The organism is Exiguobacterium sp. ZWU0009, from assembly GCF_000798935.2.
Lineage (GTDB): Bacteria > Bacillota > Bacilli > Exiguobacteriales > Exiguobacteriaceae > Exiguobacterium_A > Exiguobacterium_A acetylicum.
Genome location: NZ_CP018057.1, coordinates 463913 through 483803 on the forward strand (window position 1 = coordinate 463913; position 19891 = coordinate 483803).

The 19891-nt window shown below is 49.3% G+C and carries 18 protein-coding genes and 3 riboswitches; of the genes, 10 read left to right on the forward strand and 8 right to left on the reverse strand.

All coding sequences use genetic code 11. The features are described 5' to 3' along the window. Nucleotides 1–6: 6 nt before the first annotated feature. Together L985_RS02475 and L985_RS02480 are read right to left on the reverse strand one after the other, a co-directional pair. On the reverse strand, nt 7–336 hold the full coding sequence (locus tag L985_RS02475; protein WP_023467027.1) for a YolD-like family protein: 330 nt from the start codon (nt 334–336) through the stop codon (nt 7–9). After that, nucleotides 320–1642 (reverse strand): Y-family DNA polymerase, encoded by a 1323-nt coding sequence (locus L985_RS02480; protein ID WP_047391492.1) that lies wholly within the window; start codon nt 1640–1642, stop codon nt 320–322. The genes L985_RS02475 and L985_RS02480 overlap by 17 nt, the downstream gene beginning before the upstream one ends. Before the next feature lie 175 nt (nt 1643–1817). Between L985_RS02480 and L985_RS02485 the strand changes: the two genes are divergently transcribed. Further along, a complete protein-coding gene (locus L985_RS02485) occupies nt 1818–2456 on the forward strand; it encodes a pentapeptide repeat-containing protein (protein WP_029340719.1) in 639 nt (212 codons plus the stop codon). A gap of 49 nt (nt 2457–2505) precedes the next feature. On the opposite strand, the gene L985_RS02490 is transcribed toward L985_RS02485, so the two are convergent. The 6 genes from L985_RS02490 to L985_RS02515 form a co-directional block, all read right to left on the reverse strand. Further along, entirely contained in the window at nt 2506–3261 is a 756-nt protein-coding gene (locus L985_RS02490; protein WP_047391489.1) for an MBL fold metallo-hydrolase, read from the reverse strand. A gap of 60 nt (nt 3262–3321) precedes the next feature. Next, complete coding sequence (locus L985_RS02495) at nt 3322–3810, reverse strand: arsinothricin resistance N-acetyltransferase ArsN1 family A (RefSeq protein ID WP_029340721.1); 489 nt, start codon at nt 3808–3810, stop codon at nt 3322–3324. Nucleotides 3811–3934: 124 nt separating this feature from the next. Further along, nucleotides 3935–4471: a 1,2-dihydroxy-3-keto-5-methylthiopentene dioxygenase gene (locus L985_RS02500; protein ID WP_023467032.1), complete on the reverse strand. Its 537-nt coding sequence runs from the start codon at nt 4469–4471 to the stop codon at nt 3935–3937. Nucleotides 4472–4487: 16 nt separating this feature from the next. Then, nucleotides 4488–5108 (reverse strand): methylthioribulose 1-phosphate dehydratase, encoded by a 621-nt coding sequence (locus tag L985_RS02505; RefSeq protein ID WP_047391486.1) that lies wholly within the window; start codon nt 5106–5108, stop codon nt 4488–4490. After that, complete coding sequence (locus L985_RS02510; RefSeq protein ID WP_029340723.1) at nt 5105–5764, reverse strand: 2-hydroxy-3-keto-5-methylthiopentenyl-1-phosphate phosphatase; 660 nt, start codon at nt 5762–5764, stop codon at nt 5105–5107. The genes L985_RS02505 and L985_RS02510 overlap by 4 nt, the downstream gene beginning before the upstream one ends. Beyond that, entirely contained in the window at nt 5761–6951 is a 1191-nt protein-coding gene (locus tag L985_RS02515; RefSeq protein WP_047391482.1) for a 2,3-diketo-5-methylthiopentyl-1-phosphate enolase, read from the reverse strand. Before L985_RS02515 ends, L985_RS02510 begins: the two co-directional genes overlap by 4 nt. A 70-nt stretch (nt 6952–7021) precedes the next feature. Then, a riboswitch (SAM riboswitch) is annotated at nt 7022–7123 on the reverse strand. Between the two features lie 205 nt (nt 7124–7328). Continuing rightward, nucleotides 7329–7432, forward strand: a riboswitch (SAM riboswitch). A 79-nt stretch (nt 7433–7511) separates the two neighbouring features. Between L985_RS02515 and mtnK the strand changes: the two genes are divergently transcribed. The 9 genes from mtnK to guaA all read left to right on the forward strand — a co-directional run bounded on the left by mtnK (nt 7512) and on the right by guaA (nt 19586). Further along, nucleotides 7512–8678 carry an S-methyl-5-thioribose kinase gene (gene mtnK / locus L985_RS02520; protein WP_029340725.1) on the forward strand — a complete coding sequence of 389 codons (1167 nt, stop codon included), beginning with the start codon at nt 7512–7514 and terminating at the stop codon, nt 8676–8678. After that, nucleotides 8675–9724, forward strand: coding sequence for an S-methyl-5-thioribose-1-phosphate isomerase (gene mtnA / locus L985_RS02525; protein ID WP_029340726.1), 1050 nt, complete (start codon nt 8675–8677; stop codon nt 9722–9724). The genes mtnK and mtnA overlap by 4 nt, the downstream gene beginning before the upstream one ends. A gap of 11 nt (nt 9725–9735) precedes the next feature. After that, nucleotides 9736–10818, forward strand: coding sequence for a sugar ABC transporter substrate-binding protein (locus tag L985_RS02530; RefSeq protein WP_029340727.1), 1083 nt, complete (start codon nt 9736–9738; stop codon nt 10816–10818). A gap of 23 nt (nt 10819–10841) precedes the next feature. Next, the gene (locus tag L985_RS02535) at nt 10842–12323 is read left to right on the forward strand and encodes a sugar ABC transporter ATP-binding protein (RefSeq protein WP_235609855.1); all 1482 of its coding nucleotides are present in this window, start codon (nt 10842–10844) and stop codon (nt 12321–12323) included. Further along, a complete protein-coding gene (locus L985_RS02540; RefSeq protein ID WP_047391476.1) occupies nt 12320–13324 on the forward strand; it encodes an ABC transporter permease in 1005 nt (334 codons plus the stop codon). Before L985_RS02535 ends, L985_RS02540 begins: the two co-directional genes overlap by 4 nt. Nucleotides 13325–13689: 365 nt before the next feature. Then, on the forward strand, nt 13690–14646 hold the full coding sequence (locus tag L985_RS02545; protein ID WP_023467045.1) for an AAA family ATPase: 957 nt from the start codon (nt 13690–13692) through the stop codon (nt 14644–14646). After that, entirely contained in the window at nt 14643–15725 is a 1083-nt protein-coding gene (locus tag L985_RS02550; RefSeq protein ID WP_047391470.1) for a DUF58 domain-containing protein, read from the forward strand. Before L985_RS02545 ends, L985_RS02550 begins: the two co-directional genes overlap by 4 nt. Continuing rightward, entirely contained in the window at nt 15722–17794 is a 2073-nt protein-coding gene (locus L985_RS02555) for a transglutaminase TgpA family protein (protein WP_047391467.1), read from the forward strand. The genes L985_RS02550 and L985_RS02555 overlap by 4 nt, the downstream gene beginning before the upstream one ends. Nucleotides 17795–17834: 40 nt before the next feature. Next, nucleotides 17835–17936: riboswitch (purine riboswitch) on the forward strand. A gap of 129 nt (nt 17937–18065) precedes the next feature. Continuing rightward, the gene (gene guaA, locus L985_RS02560) at nt 18066–19586 is read left to right on the forward strand and encodes a glutamine-hydrolyzing GMP synthase (protein WP_052169415.1); all 1521 of its coding nucleotides are present in this window, start codon (nt 18066–18068) and stop codon (nt 19584–19586) included. Nucleotides 19587–19891 lie beyond the last annotated feature (305 nt).

The window sequence follows — 19891 nt, forward strand, 5'->3', positions numbered from 1 at the left end:
GAGAGCTTACCCGTTTTCGATCCGGACGATTCGTGTGAAGGGAATTTCAATGACTTCACGTCCGCGCAGAAAGAGAACGGAACGTTCGGGTTCTAGTCGTTCCACGAAACCGACGACCGTCACGTAGCTACTTTCCTTATAATACGTGATTTCAAGTTCGTTTCCTTCTATTAAAGCTTCTTGAAGCAGAAAGTGCCATGATTCTTGCAACTGTTCATCAATTTCAGGCAAGTCGAGCTGATGCATCTGGACATAATATTCCCGCAACAGTTGCAAATGTTCCGGCATGAGAAAAGGAATCCATTTTAAATTTCCTCGATCACGATACGCTGTCATGAAGATCACCTCCCGGATGACCGCCGACGAAACGAAGACGACGTTTGGCGACACTCGTATCAAGAAACGAGACAGCGAGGCGAATCGTTCCTTTTCCGTAGCGGAGGTTGACGACATCCATTGCTTTTAATAACCGTCGTCGTTTCCAGAGCCGCGCATTATCCTCGAACAAAGACAACTGTAAGGTGCCTTGATCGGCAGTCAAATGCCCCACTGCGACGGATAAAAAACGAACAGGTTCTCCGTCGAGCCAATTCGGTTCGAATAATTGTAAGACGTGACGCAGAATGATTCGTTCATCGGATGTCGGATAAGGCAACCGCACTTGACGGGAGAAACCACTTCGGACGACGTTTCGAGAATAGCGGACGCCGATGTGAACGGTCCAGCCGACTTGATTCGAAAAGCGACAACGTGCGGCAACATCCTGCACGAGTTCATTGAGCACATTCCGAATGCGTTCGAACTGATAATAGTCCTGCATTAAGGTCACACCGTGTCCGATCGTCCGTTGAGGGGCTTTCTCGAACAGATGACGAGGCGCAAGAAGTGTCGGTGACGCGTCAAGACCCCAAGCGTGGTGCCATAGTTCGGCACCGATGACACCGAATCGTTCGTGCAACTCTTCGACAGGGCGCATGGCAAGATCACCGATTGTTTCAATCCCCATCATCTGCAGATGTTGTTCCATACGGTGTCCGACCCCCCACATCTTCCGAATCGGAAAATCATGAAGACGTCGTGCGACGTCGGCATATCCACATCGCGCGATGCCTTCTTTTTTCCCGATTAAATCAAGGGTCAGTTTCGCGATGACGTTATTTGGACCAATCCCGATCCGGACGTGGATGCCGGTCTGTTTCAGGATCGCTTCTTTAATTTTGAGGGCAGCTTGCAGGTCGGAACCAAATAGGCGATCGGTTCCGGTCATGTCAATGAAGCTTTCGTCAATCGAATAGACGCGGATCGCTTCAGGTGGGGCGAATTGGTGCAGGACATCAAGGACACGAATTGACGTCTTCATATAAGCGAGCATGCGTGGTTCGACAAGTTGAATCGTGCGACGAACAGCGTATGGCAATTGCTCGATTTCATATAGTCGACCGGCTGTCTTGATTCCTAGTGCTTTTAAGGCAGGGGTGGCAGCGAGAATGACGGATCCGCTTCGCTTTAAATCGGAGACGACCGCTAGGCGTGTCGTCAAGGGAGGGAGATTGCGATACTGGCATTCACAGCTGGCGTAGAAGGACACACTGTCGACGCAAAAAATCCGTTTATCTTGTGGTAAAACGACGGAAGGAAACATCTGAATCACTCCTTTACATAAAAGAACGTATGTTCTTATTTTGGTTTCCTTGACTATAGCATGGTCTCAAAGTGTCTCAAAATAAAAACTGTTGGAAAAAGGGGAATTCGAACGACTTTCCCTCATATAAAAGAAGTTTGATACACTAAGGGTGAGAAAAAAGGGGGAACCTTCATTGAAAGAGACCAATATCCGTTTACCAGAATTACCGAAAACGCTTCAGCTAGAGACCTTCGATCAAGTCGAAATCGATGACCCGTATCTGAAAGGAGCGCGTTATGAGAAAGAGTCGATGCCAAGTGAACTGACAGAACGTATCGATGCCTATCAAGTGTGTTTTCAAAATGTCTCGTTCGCGAATCTCACCTTTGACCGTGGCTCGTTCGAAGATATCCATTTTGAGCAGTGTGACTTAACGGGATGTCACTTCCAAGAAACTCGTTTTCACCGTGTATCCTTCGTCGGATGCCGGATGACGGGTGTTCAGTTCGAAGATTGTACGCTGGACCATTTGACGATTCAGGAAGGACTTGCGGATTACGCACAGTTCATTCGCAGTACGGTCCGTCACCAACACTGGAGCGAAACGACGATGAAAGAAGCGCAGTTCTTCGAAGTGAAACCGACCCAGTGGAAACTCGAAGCGGTCCGGCTTACCGATAGCCAGTGGATTGAAACACCGTTAAAAGGTCTCGATCTCCGGCAGACGGAACTCTCTGGTATTACGATTGATCCGCGATTTTTACCGGGTGCTGTCATTACGGAAGAACAGGCAGTCGCCTTTGCTCGATTATTAGGGTTGGTCATTCCATAAAAAAAAGTCTCTTTTCGATGGATTTCGAAAAGAGACTTTTTGTTTGTTCTTAAAATGACATCGTTTCGCCATCCTCTGGAATGAGGAAATGGGCAGAGAGATGGAAAGCAGTTAAAAAGTCAGCAATCATATCACGTCGCAAGAGACAGTGGTTGACGGACTCGAGGTGCGAGACGATGATCGTCGCTTCCGCCGCCGCTTCGTGTACGGCAAGGAGATCACGCTGTGACATCGTGATCGGCTCTCCGGTCAAGAACTGGGCGGCTCCACTGTTGACGACGATGATATCGGGTGTATGTTGTTCGATTGCATGCGTGACCTCGTCACACCAGATCGTATCACCTGCGATATAAAGTGTTGGTTCGTCCGGATGGGTGAGGACGAGCCCAGACACACGTCCCATCCGTTCGCCGATTTCACCGACACCATGCTGTCCACCTGTTCGATGGATTTGGATATCACCAATCGTCACACCAGAATCGAAGGAAGAAACGTTCGTGAAGCCGGCTTCTCGGATTTGCTGCGCGTCTTCTTCTTGCTGCGCATAGAGTGGCAAATGCTTTGGTAATAGTTGTTTAGCTGCATCATCGAAATGATCAGCGTGCAGATGTGTGACGAAGATGGCGTCAGGATCGAGCAGTGTATTGACATCGACCGGTAAGTCGACGAGTGGATTGGCGACGGCATTCGGTGTTTGACCGAAGGGAGGCAAGCTGCCTTTTTCGCCGAGGAACGGATCGATCAGTAAGACTTGATTGGCATACGTGACGACGAGCGTTGCATTACGAATTTGTTGAATATCCATTAGGTTCATCCTCTCTCAATGACTCGGATTGACTATTCCCCGTCTGGCATTCAATGAATCCTATCGCAAGCGTTTCTCCATCGCCATGACGTCGACATATTCGCCGTTCAACTGTCCTTGCTCCTTAAACGTTCCGACGATCCGGAACCCGGAGCGGATATAGAGTTTTTGTCCGATTTTATTGAACGGGAAGGTGAAGAGAATGAGTTTATGCATCTGATGATCGCGCGCATGTTGCTCAGCCGTTTCAAGCAAGCGTGTACCAATCCCTTGTCCACGATGAGTCCGGGTGATATAAACCGAAATCTCACCGACGGATGCGTAGACAGGACGCGGATTATACGGATCGAGGGAAATGAAGCCGAGGACACCTGTGTCATCTTCAGCGACATATCCGGCATATCGATCGGTGCGTTCCGCATACCATTGGGTCATGAAGGATAAGTCCTTTTGGTCGGTTTCAAGCGTTGCGATCCGATCTTCAATGCCTTCGTTATAGATGGCGAGAATCGCTGGTAAGTCGTGTTCCGTTACGGGACGAATATGCATGACGCTCACTTCCTCATCGCTTTTCCTTCATTATATCGGTTACGTATCAATGTAGTGATATGTTTGTGCGATAAGAAAAGCACTGATTCCCTTCATATGAAGGAAAACAGCGCTTTTATCGATCTTAAGAGACCGTTGACGTCTCATTCTCGTAAATCGGAACCCAGCCGTCTGTCGTGACGAAGATCCGAACAGCGACGACTTTACGATCGTCTTGAAGCGTAAAGTAGTGGCGTGTGTTAACAGGAACGGAGATTAAATCACCAGGGTTGAGTTCGATGTTATAGTAGCCGACTTCTTCGTCTTTGATCGCAAAAACGCCGTGACCGCTGACGATGAAACGAACTTCATCATCCGTGTGATGATGTTCTTTCTGGAAGTTGACGAGCAACTCATCAAGGTTCGGTGTCGTATCCGAAAGTGAGATGATATCAGCTGTCTGATACCCACGACGTTCTGATACGTCTTTGATTTCGGGAGCGAACGTATCGAGAATCGTTTGTTTGTCTGCATCCGTCAGTGTGAAGTTCTCAACGAGAGGCGCTGGAAGTTTCGAAACGTCCCACTGTTCGTAAAGAACGCCGCGTGACGCAAGGAAGTCAGCGACTTCCGTTTGATCCGTATACCGTGTGTTTGTTTCTTGGAATAAGACTGTTGCCATGAGATAATTCCTCCTTTTAATGAATGGATTGACGGCATGATTGCAACGTCAACGTGTAATTGAATAAAAACTCGAAGGCTTCGAGGTGTTTCTTTGCTTCAAAGGCGGTCGGTGCCCAGACCGTGATCCCGTGATTGCGGATCAGGACGGCACCACTGTCCGCTGTGACATGCGGTGCAAAAGCAGCGGCAAGTGTCGGGATGTCCGCATGATTTGGAATGATCGGCACCGTGACCGTTGCATCTTCTTCCCACTTACCGAGTGCCTTGATGATTTCCTGTCCGGAAAAGGTGATACTGCCTTGATCGCCATAGAGTTCCGAAATCACATTGTTCGCAATCGTATGGACATGCAGGGAACAACCAGCGTCCGTTCGATTGAACACCTCGACATGGAGCAATGTCTCAGCGGAAGGACGCCCAGATTGCTCACCAATTAATTGACCGGTCGTATCGACATGAACGAAGTCGTCAGGAGTCGTCTGCCGTTTATCTTTTCCGCTTGCCGTCACAAGGAATTCAACCGGGACACCGGACGTCCGAATGGCGAGATTGCCACTCGTACCAGGAAACCAATCGCGCGCCGCAAGCTCTTGTTTGATGGCGCGTAGCTCTTCATACCGTCGCATGAATGTCATGTTGTCACCTCCGCTCGTGTTAAATCATGAACGATATCGTGGAACGTCTCAAACGGTGTATAGGCGATATCGTTCTCTTCACACAACGTGATCAGATAATCACGGGCATAGACACGATCCGCTTGTTTCGCGAGTTCGAAGTCCGTTACCGAATCACCGATGACGATGATGACGTCACCGTCTTTGCGCAATGTCCGGACAACGGACGTTTTACAACAGCCGCACCCGTTCGTGCAATGGGCATCGCAGGCGTTTGGCCAATCGATATGGACGAATGGACCACTGAAATCGGCGACGTTACAGTAAATCTGTTCTTGTTCAAGGAATGGCGCTAAGATTGGTTCGACGAAAAAGTCCATTCCACCGCTGACGATCGAAAAATCGATTCCTTGACGACGACTGTACTGAAGTAACTCCGAAAATCCGTCGCGAATGACTGCACGCTCCAACAAAAAGTCAAGATAGGCTGTTTTTCCGTCAGACGGCAGAAGTGCGAACATTTGCCCGACACCACTCTGAATCGATAGCGTCCGGTCGAGTACGCCGCGTTTCAACGGTTCGAAGTCACTCGCTGGCGCAAATTGTTGCATGAGTGCGATGATGTTATCCTGTGTCGTCACCGTACCGTCGAAGTCACAAAGAATCCGTACGGTCATGACTTGATCCCCCAAGCGTCGAGGGCGATCCGTAATTCTTCATGACGCGATGCTGCCGCCGATAGGGATTCATTTGCGAGTGCCGCATCGAGTGCCTGACGGAAAGCAATGACACCAGCCGCAGCACCTTGCGGATGACCATGTACGCCGCCGCCGGCGTTGATGACGGAATCGATACCGAAGTCCCGTACGAGTTGAGCGACGAGTCCAGGATGAATACCAGCTGAAGGAACCGGGAAGATCGATTTCGTCTGACCGAGACGGGTCGCTTCGACCGCGATGCCACGAGCGACATCCTTTGGCAAAGCGACATTGCCGTAAGGAGACGAGAATAGCGTCAAGTCTGCTCCAGCAGCACGCGGTAATGTGCCGAGTAAGACAGGAGCTGCGACTCCGTGATTCGGGCTAGCGATCAACGCACCGCTATATGCTGGATGATTGAAGATCGGAACGTTGATTTCCGGATCACTCGCCAGTTCGCGTAAGACGTCGAGTCCGTATGTGAAGGTATTCAGCAAGAATGCGGTCGCTCCAGCATCAATCAATCGCTTGGCTTGATCCTTGAGCGTAAAGACGGGACCACTGAGTGTGATCGCATATAACGCACGTTTACCGGTCCGGTGGAAGTGAGCATCGATGACCTCACGTCCGATTCGTGCCCGGTCAATCGTCGGTGTCAACGGATTGTCGTATAGGATCTCATCGTCTTTGACGAGGTCAATCCCACCAGCGAGTTGTCCTTCGAGTTGATCACGAAGGAACGATAAATCCCGTCCGATGACTCCTTTGAAGATGCTCATTAATAATGGGCGATCTTCGACACCGATCAAGGAGCGGACCCCTTCGATCCCGAATTTCGCACCTGGAAAGTCCGACGTAAATGTATCGGGTAATAGCAATTCCGTTAGTTTGATTTCACCGTCGAGTGAGAGTTTCCCGAAGACGGTCGTCAGAATCGCAGAAAAGTCGCGCGACACGTTATGTTCCGGATAACGAATCGTGATATATCCTTTGCCATCGCGCTCTTCGGTATGTACGACTTCCCCTTTGAACGAGGCGAGTTGTTGTTGTTCGAGATGATTCAGTTCCGTCCAAGAACCGACTGTCAGACCAAGCGCGAGTTGTTCAGCGCGTTGCTCGAGTCGATCACGGGCAGTCAATTGATAAGTAGCAGTGATATAAGCCATGTCTTTCCTCCTTCAACAAAAAAATGGTCTCTCGTCAGTGACAAGAGACCATGAATAATTCGAACGTGGACTCTTATCTGTCAGCTTAGTAGCTGCAAGAATTAGCACCGTGCCAAAAGGTCGGTTGCTGCGACATCGTAGGGCTTGTCCCTCCGTCTGCTCTTGATAAGAATTGGATGAAATTGTGAAATCTAATTGCAATTTTTACATGAGAATCGTCACTTGTCAAATTATTTTTAGAAAATTTATTTTTTTGAAAATACTCTTTCTATATATGGCATGAAAACGATATCGATTTCTGCTTGATTTCGATTTGACAGCGAGGAAGTCGATTGCGTAAGATTCAAATCAATATCACACACGACAACTACATACGACTCTTATCGCGAGTTGGCAGAGGGAATTGGCCCGATGACGCCGCAGCAACCGACCACTAGGCACGGTGCTACATCCAACAGACGTTTCGTCTGAGAGATAAGAGGACGCAGTGACTTTCCTGCGCCTCTTTTCGATGACGAAAAGAGGCGCTTTTTCGTGTATTACATTAGGGGGAAACTGAGATGACATACAAAGCATTCACAGAACAGGACGCGATTGAACGGGTCCGCTCATTAGGACTGATCGGCGACGGAGCCGTCGAAGCAGAAGAGATTGGCGATGGGAATCTTAACCTCGTCTTCCGAATTCGAGAAGGTGAACATCGATTGATTCTAAAACAAGCACTCCCGTACGCAAAAGTCGTCGGTGAGAGCTGGCCATTATCGCTCGAGCGGGCGTGGATTGAGCAATCCGCACTCCGTGAATTCGCCCGGCATGCCGTGCCGTTCGTACCACGTGTTTTTCATGCTAGTCACGAAGAGGCGTATACGGTCATGGAAGATCTTTCACATCTGACGATCGTTCGGACTGGACTGCTCGCGGGTGAACAGTATCCGTTGCTTGCGGAACATATCGGTTCTTATCTCGCTCGGACTTTATTCCATACATCGGACTTTGCGCTTGGTCCGGTTGAAAAGAAACGTGTTGCTCGAACGTACTACAATCCAGATTTGTGCGATATCACAGAAAAACTGATCTTCACAGATCCGTTTCATGACGCGGAGACGAACGAGATTGAAGCCGGACTGGAGGAAGAAGTGGCACGTCTTTGGGCAGACGATGAGTTAAAACGCGAAGTCGCAAAACTCGAAGCACTCTTCATCACGAAAGGGGATGCGTTGCTACACGGCGATCTACATACAGGAAGCATCTTCGCTTCGGCGACGGAAACGAAAGTCATCGATCCAGAATTCGCCTTCTATGGTCCATTCGGATTCGATGTCGGGCAATTCATCGCCCATCTTTTCTTCGCGGCATATCCAGATTACCCTACACGACGTGACGCAAGAATCAAGGACATCGATACGTTCTGGCTGACGTTTGCTTCAACGTTCCGTGCCTTATGGGAACGGGAAGCCGTCGAACCATTCCAGGCATCGGGACTTGTTGATGATGTACTGAGTACGATTTTACAGGATGCCCTTGGCTTTGCCGGTTGCGAATTGATTCGGCGGACGATCGGTCTCGCACCAGTCGCTGATTTAGAATCAATCGATTCAACGACGGAACGCTTAGAGCGAAAACGTCACGCCCTCCGTCTAGGAGCAGCGTTAATCAAACGTCGGACAGAATGCCGGACATTTGATGATTTACGAAACTTTGACGTAACGGAGGAGTTAAGCCGATGAGTGCATTTGTTCAAAGTATCCGTTACGAAGACCGTGTCTTGACGATTCTTGATCAGACACGTCTACCGCAGGAAGAACACTATGAAGTCATTACTGATCTTGCGCAAGCAGTTGAGGCAATCAAACAATTGCGTGTCCGGGGCGCACCTGCGATCAGCCTATTCGGTGGATTCGTACTCGTTCAGGAAGCGTACCGGTTTGAAGCAGAACTGTCGATCTATAAGCAAGCTTTGCTTGAGACATCAGCGACGTTACTCGCGACACGACCGACGGCCGTCAACTTACGAAATGTCCTCGATCAATTGAATCCAATCATTCAAGACGGAACGTCGGTAGAAGAGATCCGTGAACGGTTGGAAAAACGAACAGTCGCCTTATATGACCAGGATGCGCAGACGTCACGTCAAATCGGGATTCATGCGTTGGAGTTGTTCCAGTCAGGCGACCGGATCCTAACGATTTGTAATGCTGGATCGATTGCGACTGCTGCTTACGGAACGGCACTTGCGCCGTTCTATATCGCAAAAGAACGTGGCATTGAATTATCCGTTTTTGCGAGTGAGACGCGACCGTTACTGCAGGGGGCACGGCTGACAACATGGGAGCTGCAACGTGCCGGCATCGATGTCACATTGATCACGGACAACATGGTCGCTCATACGTTGAAAGAAAAACAAATCGACGCGATCATCGTCGGTGCTGACCGGATTACACGAAATGGGGATACAGCGAATAAAATCGGAACATTCCAATTGGCATTGCTCGCGCAAGCCTTCGATATTCCGTTTTACGTCGCGGCACCACTCTCGACGTTCGACTTCTCGCTCGTTTCCGGTGAAGCGATTGAAATCGAAGAGCGTGATCCGCAGGAAGTGACGGCAATCCAAGGTGTCGCGACAGCACCAGCGGGAGTCGCTGTCTTCAACCCAGCGTTTGATGTCACACCACACACATTAATCACGGGCATCATCACGGAACTCGGTGTCATCACGCAACCAAATGAAGAAACGATTGAACAATTAACAGGGCTTCAACCCCTCGGATAAGGAGATATGTCATGAAAAAATTAGCTTACGCCGTCCTAGCACCGGCACTGTTACTAGCGGCTTGTGCGAATGGAGAAGCGACGACGACGAAGGTCGTCAAGGATGTACCAAAAGGGGTTCAATCGGACGTCAAGATCGCCGTCATCCGCAACCTGGCATCGGACGACCATACGAAACAATTCCTTGATGGCGCACGAAGTGAAGGGGAAGCACTCGGCTTTAAAGTCAGCACGTTCATTTCAGAAGGGAACGACGTCAAGTTCAAGGAGCTTGTCGCGCAAGCGATTCAGCAAGATTATGATGGGCTCATCATCTCGCACGGCAAGGAAGACTACGCCTATGACATGATCAAACCGGCGGTCGATAAAGGACTGAAGGTCGTGACGTTCGATACGGTCACGAAGAAAAAAGGAACGGCGCTAAAAGGTGTGACGGAAACGTTCCAAAACGATCATCAACTCGCGAAGCTATCGCTCGATGAAGTGACGAAGGTGACGGACAAAAAGCCGGTCCGTGTCATCAAACTGTGGTTCGGACCAGGTTTTGCCCCACTCGATCGTCGTCAGGAAATCTATAAGACGTACGAAGCAGATGGCAAAATCAAAACGCTTGAGACGGTTGGACCGACAAACTTCCAAGACGTCCAAGGGGATATCGCAACGAAGATGAATGCGATTCTCGCGAAATACCCGAAAGGAAGCATTGATGCGGTTTGGGGAGCATGGGACGAAGTCGCAAAAGGGGCATACAAATCGCTTAAGGATAATAAACGTCAAGAAATTCCGTTGATCTCGATCGATGTCTCGAATCAGGACATCAACTTGATGCGTGAAAAGGGCAGTAACTGGGTCTCGACGAGTGCGGTAGATCCATTCTTGATTGGACAAACGGACATGCGATTACTGGCTAAGAAAATTGCCGGCGAGAAGACGCCGGATAGCTTTGATCTCGACGCAAAACTCGTGGAGCAGAAGGCGTTGAAGCAGGATACGACGATGTACAATCTCGATACGATCATCAAAGGTTGGAGTACGTCGGATAAATTCAATGAGCCGTGGATGGACCGGTTGCGTGACGTCCATAAAAAACAATGACGTCTACCAATCATCACTTGAAGATGACTGGGATTTCATTGGCGTTTCCAGGAGTGCAAGCCTTAAAACAAGTCTCGTTTGAAGTGAAATCCGGTGAAATCCACGCGCTTGTCGGTGCGAATGGTGCCGGTAAGTCGACATTGATGAAAGTCTTATCCGGAGCGGAAACGGCGGACGAAGGAACGATCCGTCTCGACGGGAAGGAGTTGTCCATCACGTCACCGCGTGATGCGAAACAGATTGGGATCGACCTCGTCCAACAAGAGGTCGATGTGGCGCTTGTCCCGTATTTGACGGTCGCTGAGAATATCTGTCTCGATCTGTTGACGGACGGAACGATGACTGGCTTCGTATCCCAGCGCCGTTACATACAGCGTGCCAAGGAAGCGTTAGCGACATTACAGGCGGATATTTCCGTCAAGACACGCGTCGAGGAGTTGCGGCTTGCTGAAAAGCAACTCGTATTGATTGCCCGCGCCCTCGTCCAAGAACGCCGTTTTTTGATTTTGGATGAACCAACGGCACCGCTCAGTCAGGCGGAAACAAGCCATCTCTTTTCAGTCGTGCGTCGTTTAGCCGAACGAGGGCTTGGGATCATCTTCATCTCGCATCGTTTACAGGAACTATATGAGATTTGCGACTCCATCTCGGTCATGCGCGACGGTCAACTCATCTCGCGACATCTTTTGACAGACATCACGAAGGAAGCTGTCGTTGAGCAAATGCTCGGGCGTCAGCTTACGTCTGTTGCGAAAACGTCACGGGTAAACGCGACGAACGTACTGACGGTCGAGAGTGCCACGAATGCGGACGTCCACGATATTTCCTTGACGGTTCAAGCAGGTGAAGTCGTTGGTATCGCGGGGCTTGTCGGTGCCGGTAAAACGGAATTATGCAAAGCATTGTTCGGTGATCGCCCGTTTCAGGAAGGGGAGGTTCGTATAGGTGGAAAAGCCCATCGCCTTCGCGATCCACAAGCTGCGATTCAAGCGGGCATCGGTCTCGTTCCTGAAGAACGGCGAAAAGAAGGAATTCTTGTTGCCGATTCTGTCGCAGAAAACCTGACAGCAGCGGCAGCTCATGATTTCGTCAACCGCTGGGGGCTGATGGATCGTCGCAAAGAAGCAAATCAGGCATCGAAATGGGTCAAGGAGCTCGGTATCAAAGTGGCAGACGTGAAACAGGAAGTAGGTCAACTATCCGGTGGGAATCAACAAAAAGTCGCCATCGGAAAATGGTTACTGACCGATGTTTCTGTACTCGTCTTGGACGAACCGACAAAAGGTGTCGACGTCGGAGCCAAACAAGACATCTATCGTCTGATTGACGGACTCGCGCAACAACAAAAAGGGATCCTTTACGCGACGAGTGAATGGGATGAACTTTTGACCGTCACGGACCGAATCTACGTCATGTTCGATGGACGGATCGTCCATGAAACGAAGACGGCGGATACATCAGAAGAAACCTTGTTGTGGTATGCGACAGGAGGAGGGCAACGATGAATGAGGTAGTATCAAAACAAACGAACCGAGGGAAGGGTTTACGTCCCGTCCTCGGATTCTTGAACGACTGGGGGATCGTCCTCGCGATCCTTGCCCTCGTCCTGTTTTTTGCGACGACGGCTCCGACATTCCTACAAGGAACGAATTTGATCAATATTTTACGCAGTATCTCAATCGTGACGATCATCGCGATCGGCTTGACCGTTTCTTTGACGGTCAATGGATTTGATTTATCGGTCGGGTCGACCGCGACGCTTGCGAGTTCTTTCGTCGTTTCATTTTTCGTCTGGTACAGTCTGCCGCTCGGTGTCTCGATTGGTTTAGCACTTCTCTTATCTCTTAGTGTTGCTCTGGTGAACATCTTACTTATCGTCTGGTTTAAGATTCCGGATTTGTTTGCGACGTTAGCGACGATGTTCATCGTCGAAGGTGTCGCGATGACGTATACCGGTGGTGGTTCAATCAGTGCCGGAATGCCGCGCCTGGACGGTACACCAACAGTTGGCACGATTCCGGAGGCATTCGCGAAAATCAGTCAGGCGCCTTGGATCATCGTCATCATGCTCGTCGTCGTCGCTGTGACACACGTCTTCTTAAGTCATACGCGACACGGTCGTTTTCTCTATATCATCGGTGGGAATCCGGAAGCCGCACGGCTCACAGGAATTCGTGTCAACCGCTACCGGGCACTCGCGTATCTGATTGCTGGATTACTTGCGGCAATCGGTGGAATTTTACTTGCGTCACAAGTCGGCTCATCGCAAATCAATGCTGGTTCGGGTTACTTGATGCCGGCAGTCGCAGCGGCATTCATCGGCTCGTCGTTCGCAGGACAAGGGAAACCCAATGCACTCGGCACACTCGTTGGGGCTTGTCTCGTCGGGATTCTTGAAAATGGTCTCGTCATGTTGTCTGTTCCATACTATTCGTTGAATATCATCAAAGGGCTCGTCCTTGCGGCTGCACTCGCGACGACCTATGCGCGATATCGTAAAAAATAATTAAAATTCGACGTTTCGTTTATAACATATTCGGTAATATTCAATATATGAAAGGATGGTGATGCACATGAATGATTACCAATGTAGAGGGAACGATCGCATGTCGCTTCTGAAAGAAGAGGATCACCGGACTTGACGAACGTTGTCCATTGACACGGATGTATTCGTGTTTTACGTGCAACCGCACGGTTCAAGAACGGATCACGGCATGTGTTCGTTCCTGAAACAAATAAGGGGGAAACGCTACGGCGTTCCCCCTTTTTCATGTGCTAGAAACTGCTCGTATTTCTTTAAAAGCGTAGCGGAATATGAGATGATATAAAAAGTCAGAAAATTCAACTACTACGAGAGCAAGGGGCCTGACAATGCGAACATACACTAAGGAGATTCAAGCGATTATCGACAACGTAGAGAAAGTCATCATCGGTAAGGAAGATGTCATCACACAATCATTGGCAGCACTACTAGCGGGCGGTCACGTCCTATTAGAAGACGTACCGGGAGTCGGGAAGACGATGCTCGTCCGTGCGTTCAGCCGATCGATCGGGTTGACCTTCAAACGTGTTCAGTTCACGCCAGACCTACTTCCGTCAGATTTGACGGGTGTATCGATGTATAATCAGAAAACAAGCCAATTCGAATATAGACCGGGTCCTCTAATGGGGAACATCGTCTTAGCCGATGAGATCAACCGAACGTCACCAAAAACTCAATCTGCCTTACTCGAGGGAATGGCGGAAGCGAACGTCACCGTCGATGGTGAGATCCATACGCTTCCGAATCCCTTTTTCGTCATGGCGACACAAAACCCGATTGAACATGAAGGAACGTATCCGTTACCAGAAGCACAACTTGACCGTTTCCTCGTCAAAGTCAAAATGGGTTATCCTGATTTCCACCAAGAAATGAAGTTGCTCACGCGTTTTGAACGGGATGAACCGATCGAGACACTCGAAGCGGTGATTGGTCGCGAGCAATTGCTCCAGATGAAAGAAGAAGTCAAGAATGTCCATGTCTCACAGCCCGTCAAAAAGTATATCGTCCATCTCGTCCAAGCGACACGGACGAATGGGTCACTCTACCTCGGCGCGAGTCCTCGTTCTTCGATCGCCTTGATGAAGGTCGCGCAAGCGTGGGCGTACATGGAAGGACGCAGTTTCGTTTTACCGGATGATGTCAAACATCTCTTGATTCCTGTCCTGTCACACCGCTTGATTTTGACAGCAGACGCCCGCTATCACGGTCAATCGTCGGAACGGATTTTAGAACAAATCAAAAAAGAGGTTGCTGTACCAATCCAACAAGACGTGGAGTCCCTATGACGAAGTGGCAAATTGGTTGGCGTTACGCTGTACTCCTTTTGACGACGGCTGCTTTATGGACATATGCGCGCGTCGATGGCGGAAATGTCGCTTCCTTGCTGTTTTACGTCATGGCTGGTCTGACCGTCTACTGGACGCTCTTCCTCGTTTGGCCCGTTACGCAGGCACTTGCGACACGCGAAGTATCGAACAAGATGCTCGTTGCCGGAACCGATATCCCTGTCTCTTTACGGGTTCGTCGACGTTTCCCATTTCTTGTCGGAGCCGTCGAAGTGACAGAGGCGATTCCGAATGAGCTTAGCGAAGAAAAACTCGATATCACCCGTCCACTCCGTGCCCATTACCGGAAGACAGAGCACATCGATTATACGATCCCATCGATTCGCCGGGGAGTCTACCAGATTCCAGGCTGTATCGTCGAAATCACGGATCCGTTCGGGCTGTTCAAGCGCAAGCGGATGTTTCCGGTCGAGACGTATCTTGCGATTGAACCCGCGCGCCTTGCCGTGCAACTTCCGCACGAGGAGGACCGCGGAGATGGGGGAATATCCCCTGTATCACTTGATCTTCGTCAGTCGTCCTTTACTGTCGTCGGGGTTCGAGAATACGTCAGTGGTGACCGGATGAATCAGATCGACTGGAAAGCGACGGCGAAACGTCAAGGCTTGATGACGAAGACGTTTGAGCGAGAGCAGGAACGGGAGACGACAATCGTCTTCGATGAAGGAACGGAAGCGGGTGAAGCCTTCGAGCGCGTCATCTCAATGCTGGCAGAAGCGACGGATCAGCTGAACAAGCGACGCCTGAGCTATCGGATTCACCTCGTTGGACATGCTGTTCAATCGTTATCGTTACCGCTTGAAGGGGCGAAGCTCACGCATTATCTGATGACGGCGCAACCAAGTCGGACGCGGACGTTCATCGAATCATGGGAGTACTCGTCAAAAGCACTTCGACTGAGCGGAAACGTTCTCTTCATTACGCCGGATCTTGAATCGAACAATGAATTATGGATTTCTAAGATTAATCAAGAAGCAACCGTTCATGTCTATACACCAGAACGGAGGGGAGTGCGATGATGCGACGCTTAATCTGGAACGCCATCGCGGCAGCCGTTCTGACTTGTTTCATGCCACCACTTCTTGAACTGACGACGTTCGAACATCTTTGGTCATTCTTACCGATGCTGTTTCTGCCGTTGCTGTTGTCGCATCTATCGCGACGTTACTTTTTACTCGGAAGTCTCGGTGGATTACTCCTGTCGTTCTATCTGATTTTGACGCCGGGAGCAGCACCATGGGGCATCTTTACGGAAATCAGTTCAGATATTCAGAGCGTCATCAATGGTGAATTACCAGGACGACCCGCTTTCGCGCTCTCGATCGGATTGATTAGTTTTTTGATCGCGTATCTCGCGCGCCGGACATTCCCGAATCGTGGGTTCGTCTTCGGACTTGCTTTCGGAGTCATCGGGTTCATCGCGTATTGTGATACATGGACAGATTACTCGGGAGAGACATTCATTCTATATCCGATCATCTTATCCTTGTTATTGCTCTATGCGACGGAAGTTAATGAACGACCGCGCGCTTCTTATGTTCGTCCGCTAAGCGCCTTATTCATCATGGGAGCCGTCATCGTCGCTGCTGTCCAAAGTCCTGTCATCAATGCGACATGGCAAGACAGTTGGTACGATTTGACGTCTGGTCTTGAAGGGGAAGGGGAGCCGACAAATGCGATTCAAAAGGTCGGTTACGGTAACAATGACGAGCAACTCGGAGGACCATTCCAAATGGACGACCGGGAAGTTTTCCAAGTCGAAAGTGAAGGAAATCGATACTGGCGAGTCGAGACAAAAGATATTTATACCGGCAAAGGCTGGGTGCTGTCGGAATCGAACCCGGAAATCGATGGACGTGGTTTCTTCTCGCACTTTGGGAGAGAAGTCAAGACACGTGAGGAAACAGCGACGTTTGAGATGGCACGTGAATTACCGTTCGTGCCATATAACGGAGATAACGTCCGGGTCTCGGTCGATCAACAACGACAAAATGTATTAGTTGATCCAGAAAATCAAAAAATATCGTATCTGGACGAGGCGGATCGTCAACGTAATTACCAAATTGCCTATTCATATCCGCTCTTTACCGAAGAACAACTTCAGACAGATGAACCTGTCAATTTATCGGAGAATGAAACAGAGCGGTATCTCCAACTGCCGGATGGCTTACCACAACGTGTCCGTGATTTAGCGGAACAAATCGTTGAAGGTGAGGAGACACCGTGGGACAAGGCACGGGCGATTGAAAATTATTTCGAAGAAGAGAACTTTGAATACAATACGGAGGAAGTAGCCGTACCAGGAGAAAATCAAGATTACGTCGATCAATTCTTGTTCGAGACCAAACTCGGATACTGTGACAACTTCTCGACGTCGGCTGCTGTTTTGCTACGAGCAGCCGGGTTACCAGCACGCTGGGTGAAAGGGTTCACGGGAGGCGAATCCGACGTCATCGGAGCTGCCGTGACGAGTTATACAGTACGGAATAAAAATGCGCACTCGTGGGTCGAAGTGTATATCGAAGGACCAGGCTGGGTACCGCTTGAGCCAACAGTCAGCTTCGATGGAGCAGGACAATACACGATCGATCGGGAAACAGATAACGAGACGGAACAAGCAAATCCGCAACGTGAGACAGAAGATAACACGGAGACAACGACGCCAAATCGTCCTCAAGAAAATCTTCTCGATGAAGAACAGACGACTAGCGCCGGACAGACGGAGCAGAAATCGATTCCATTCTGGCCGATTTTCCTGACGGCACTCGCTCTCTTGTTCCTTTACTTGTTCCGAAAACCAATCATTCGAACACTCGCGATTCTCTTCTTCCGGAGACAAATTGAGCGACCGGAAGGATTCCGCCGGATGTACCGGTATCTCTTACGACGTCTTGATAAAAAAGGGTTCCATTACAAAGATGGACGGACGCTTGCGGAACTCGCTCACGAAGTCGATGGATATTACGAAACGTACGCAATGCGACCGTTGACGGATGCTTACGAACGGATGGTCTATGGTGGAGAATCACTGTCAGCTGAGAAAAAACGTGAATATTTCGAAAATATCATTCGTCATGTAGAGGGTTGATATTTACGAAACGATACAGTTACAATGGGAACAACGTAAATCACACACATGCAATCTCCTTTGTATATACTCGCGAATATGGCGCGAGAGTCTCTACCGGGTCACCTTAAACGACCTGACTATGAAGGAGCAGACCCTTCGTATACATTTTTTTGTGAAGCGGCCTGCTCTTTTTCCATTTTATCCATGGGCGAAGAGTGGGCTTTTTTCATAGGGTACGCATGAAATCAGAAAGGCGGGAACAGATTTGGAAGCACATTTGGACCAGGAAATGATTCTCGTCCTCGATTTTGGAGGACAGTACAATCAATTGATCACACGTCGTATTCGGGACCTTGGTGTCTACAGTGAATTGCATTCGCATAAAATCACTGCAGCTGAAGTAAAAGAAATCGCACCTGCTGGTATCATCTTCTCGGGTGGTCCACGTAGCGTCTACGCGGAGGATGCGTACCGGTGTGACCCAGGAATCTTCGACCTCGGTATTCCAATCTTCGGGATCTGTTACGGCATGCAGCTCATGTCACAACATTTCGGCGGAACGGTAGAACGTGCGGGACATCGTGAATATGGAAAAGCCACATTGACGTTACAAGACCCGTCACCGATGTATGCGAACCTACCGCTTGAACAAACGGTCTGGATGAGCCACAGTGACCTCGTCACATCTGTACCAAACGGTTTCGTCGTCGATGGAACGAACGTGTCATGTCCGATCGCTTCGATCAAGAATGAAGAATTGAAAATGTACGGTGTGCAGTATCACCCGGAAGTCAACCATACGGTCTTCGGGAAAGAATTGCTCAAGAACTTCCTCTTTGAAGTCTGTAAATGTACGGGCGACTGGTCGATGGAGAACTTCATCGAAATCGAAGTAGCGAAGATTCAGGAACAAGTCGGCGATAAAAAAGTCCTCTGTGCACTTTCTGGTGGTGTCGACTCGTCTGTCGTCGCAGCCTTGATTCACAAAGCAATCGGTGATCAATTGACATGTATGTTCGTTGATCATGGTTTACTGCGCAAAGGTGAAGCGGAAAGCGTCATGAAGACATTCGCGGATCACTTCCACATGAACGTCATCAAGATTGATGCCCAGGACCGTTTCCTCGATAAACTCCGTGGTATCTCAGATCCAGAGCAGAAACGTAAAATCATCGGCAACGAATTCGTCTACGTCTTTGATGAAGAAGCTTCAAAACTGACGGATATGGACTTCCTTGCCCAAGGCACGCTCTACACGGATATCATCGAGAGTGGTACGGATACGGCACAAACGATCAAATCACACCACAACGTCGGTGGATTGCCGGAAGACATGCAGTTTGAATTGATCGAACCGATCAACACCTTGTTCAAGGATGAAGTCCGTGAACTTGGGAAAGAACTCGGTCTGTCAGATGAAATCGTATGGCGTCAGCCGTTCCCAGGACCAGGTCTCGGAATTCGTGTCCTTGGTGAAATCACAGATGAAAAACTCGAAATCGTCCGTGAATCTGATTTCATTCTTCGGGATGAGATTAAAAAAGCAGGACTCGAGCGCGAAATCTGGCAGTACTTCACAGTCCTTCCTCCAATCCGTTCGGTTGGTGTCATGGGCGATGAGCGGACATACGACTATGCTGTCGGAATCCGCGCTGTTACGTCAATTGACGGGATGACTTCAGACTGGGCACGTATCCCATGGGACGTGCTTGAGAAGATCTCGGTTCGAATCGTCAACGAAGTCCAGAACGTTAACCGCGTCCTGTACGATGTGACGTCGAAACCACCTTCAACGATTGAGTGGGAGTAAGAACTAGACTTGCTGAGAAAATTCGTCTCATGAAACCTGTCCTACCAATGTGTTAAAGGGGATAGGTGAAATGAAGTCTGTTTCACCTTCAACAATTCGATTTCAAAATGAAGCTCCCTCCCATTCACATGATTTGTGAATGGGAGGGGCTTTTTTTGTGGTCAAATTTATGAAACTGTTAGACAACTTTAAACTGAATAAAAAAGTTTAAGGACGGAGAGCAAAGTATATCGAGATATGTATCTGGCGTTTAGTAAGGCTTGAAGATTTTATGCAGCATGAGTTAAACGTGGAAAAGTAGAAAA

What these genes read in the sequence shown, in the direction of transcription:
- L985_RS02475 (WP_023467027.1), bottom strand. Translation starts at nt 336, where the DNA reads ATGACAGCGTATCGTGATCGAGGAAATTTAAAATGGATTCCTTTTCTC.
- L985_RS02480 (WP_047391492.1), bottom strand. Translation starts at nt 1,642, where the DNA reads ATGTTTCCTTCCGTCGTTTTACCACAAGATAAACGGATTTTTTGCGTC.
- L985_RS02490 (WP_047391489.1), bottom strand. Translation starts at nt 3,261, where the DNA reads ATGGATATTCAACAAATTCGTAATGCAACGCTCGTCGTCACGTATGCC.
- L985_RS02495 (WP_029340721.1), bottom strand. Translation starts at nt 3,810, where the DNA reads ATGCATATTCGTCCCGTAACGGAACACGACTTACCAGCGATTCTCGCC.
- L985_RS02500 (WP_023467032.1), bottom strand. Translation starts at nt 4,471, where the DNA reads ATGGCAACAGTCTTATTCCAAGAAACAAACACACGGTATACGGATCAA.
- L985_RS02505 (WP_047391486.1), bottom strand. Translation starts at nt 5,108, where the DNA reads ATGACATTCATGCGACGGTATGAAGAGCTACGCGCCATCAAACAAGAG.
- L985_RS02510 (WP_029340723.1), bottom strand. Translation starts at nt 5,764, where the DNA reads ATGACCGTACGGATTCTTTGTGACTTCGACGGTACGGTGACGACACAG.
- L985_RS02515 (WP_047391482.1), bottom strand. Translation starts at nt 6,951, where the DNA reads ATGGCTTATATCACTGCTACTTATCAATTGACTGCCCGTGATCGACTC.
- mtnK (WP_029340725.1), top strand. Translation starts at nt 7,512, where the DNA reads ATGACATACAAAGCATTCACAGAACAGGACGCGATTGAACGGGTCCGC.
- mtnA (WP_029340726.1), top strand. Translation starts at nt 8,675, where the DNA reads ATGAGTGCATTTGTTCAAAGTATCCGTTACGAAGACCGTGTCTTGACG.
- L985_RS02530 (WP_029340727.1), top strand. Translation starts at nt 9,736, where the DNA reads ATGAAAAAATTAGCTTACGCCGTCCTAGCACCGGCACTGTTACTAGCG.
- L985_RS02535 (WP_235609855.1), top strand. Translation starts at nt 10,842, where the DNA reads ATGACTGGGATTTCATTGGCGTTTCCAGGAGTGCAAGCCTTAAAACAA.
- L985_RS02540 (WP_047391476.1), top strand. Translation starts at nt 12,320, where the DNA reads ATGAATGAGGTAGTATCAAAACAAACGAACCGAGGGAAGGGTTTACGT.
- L985_RS02545 (WP_023467045.1), top strand. Translation starts at nt 13,690, where the DNA reads ATGCGAACATACACTAAGGAGATTCAAGCGATTATCGACAACGTAGAG.
- L985_RS02550 (WP_047391470.1), top strand. Translation starts at nt 14,643, where the DNA reads ATGACGAAGTGGCAAATTGGTTGGCGTTACGCTGTACTCCTTTTGACG.
- L985_RS02555 (WP_047391467.1), top strand. Translation starts at nt 15,722, where the DNA reads ATGATGCGACGCTTAATCTGGAACGCCATCGCGGCAGCCGTTCTGACT.
- guaA (WP_052169415.1), top strand. Translation starts at nt 18,066, where the DNA reads ATGATTCTCGTCCTCGATTTTGGAGGACAGTACAATCAATTGATCACA.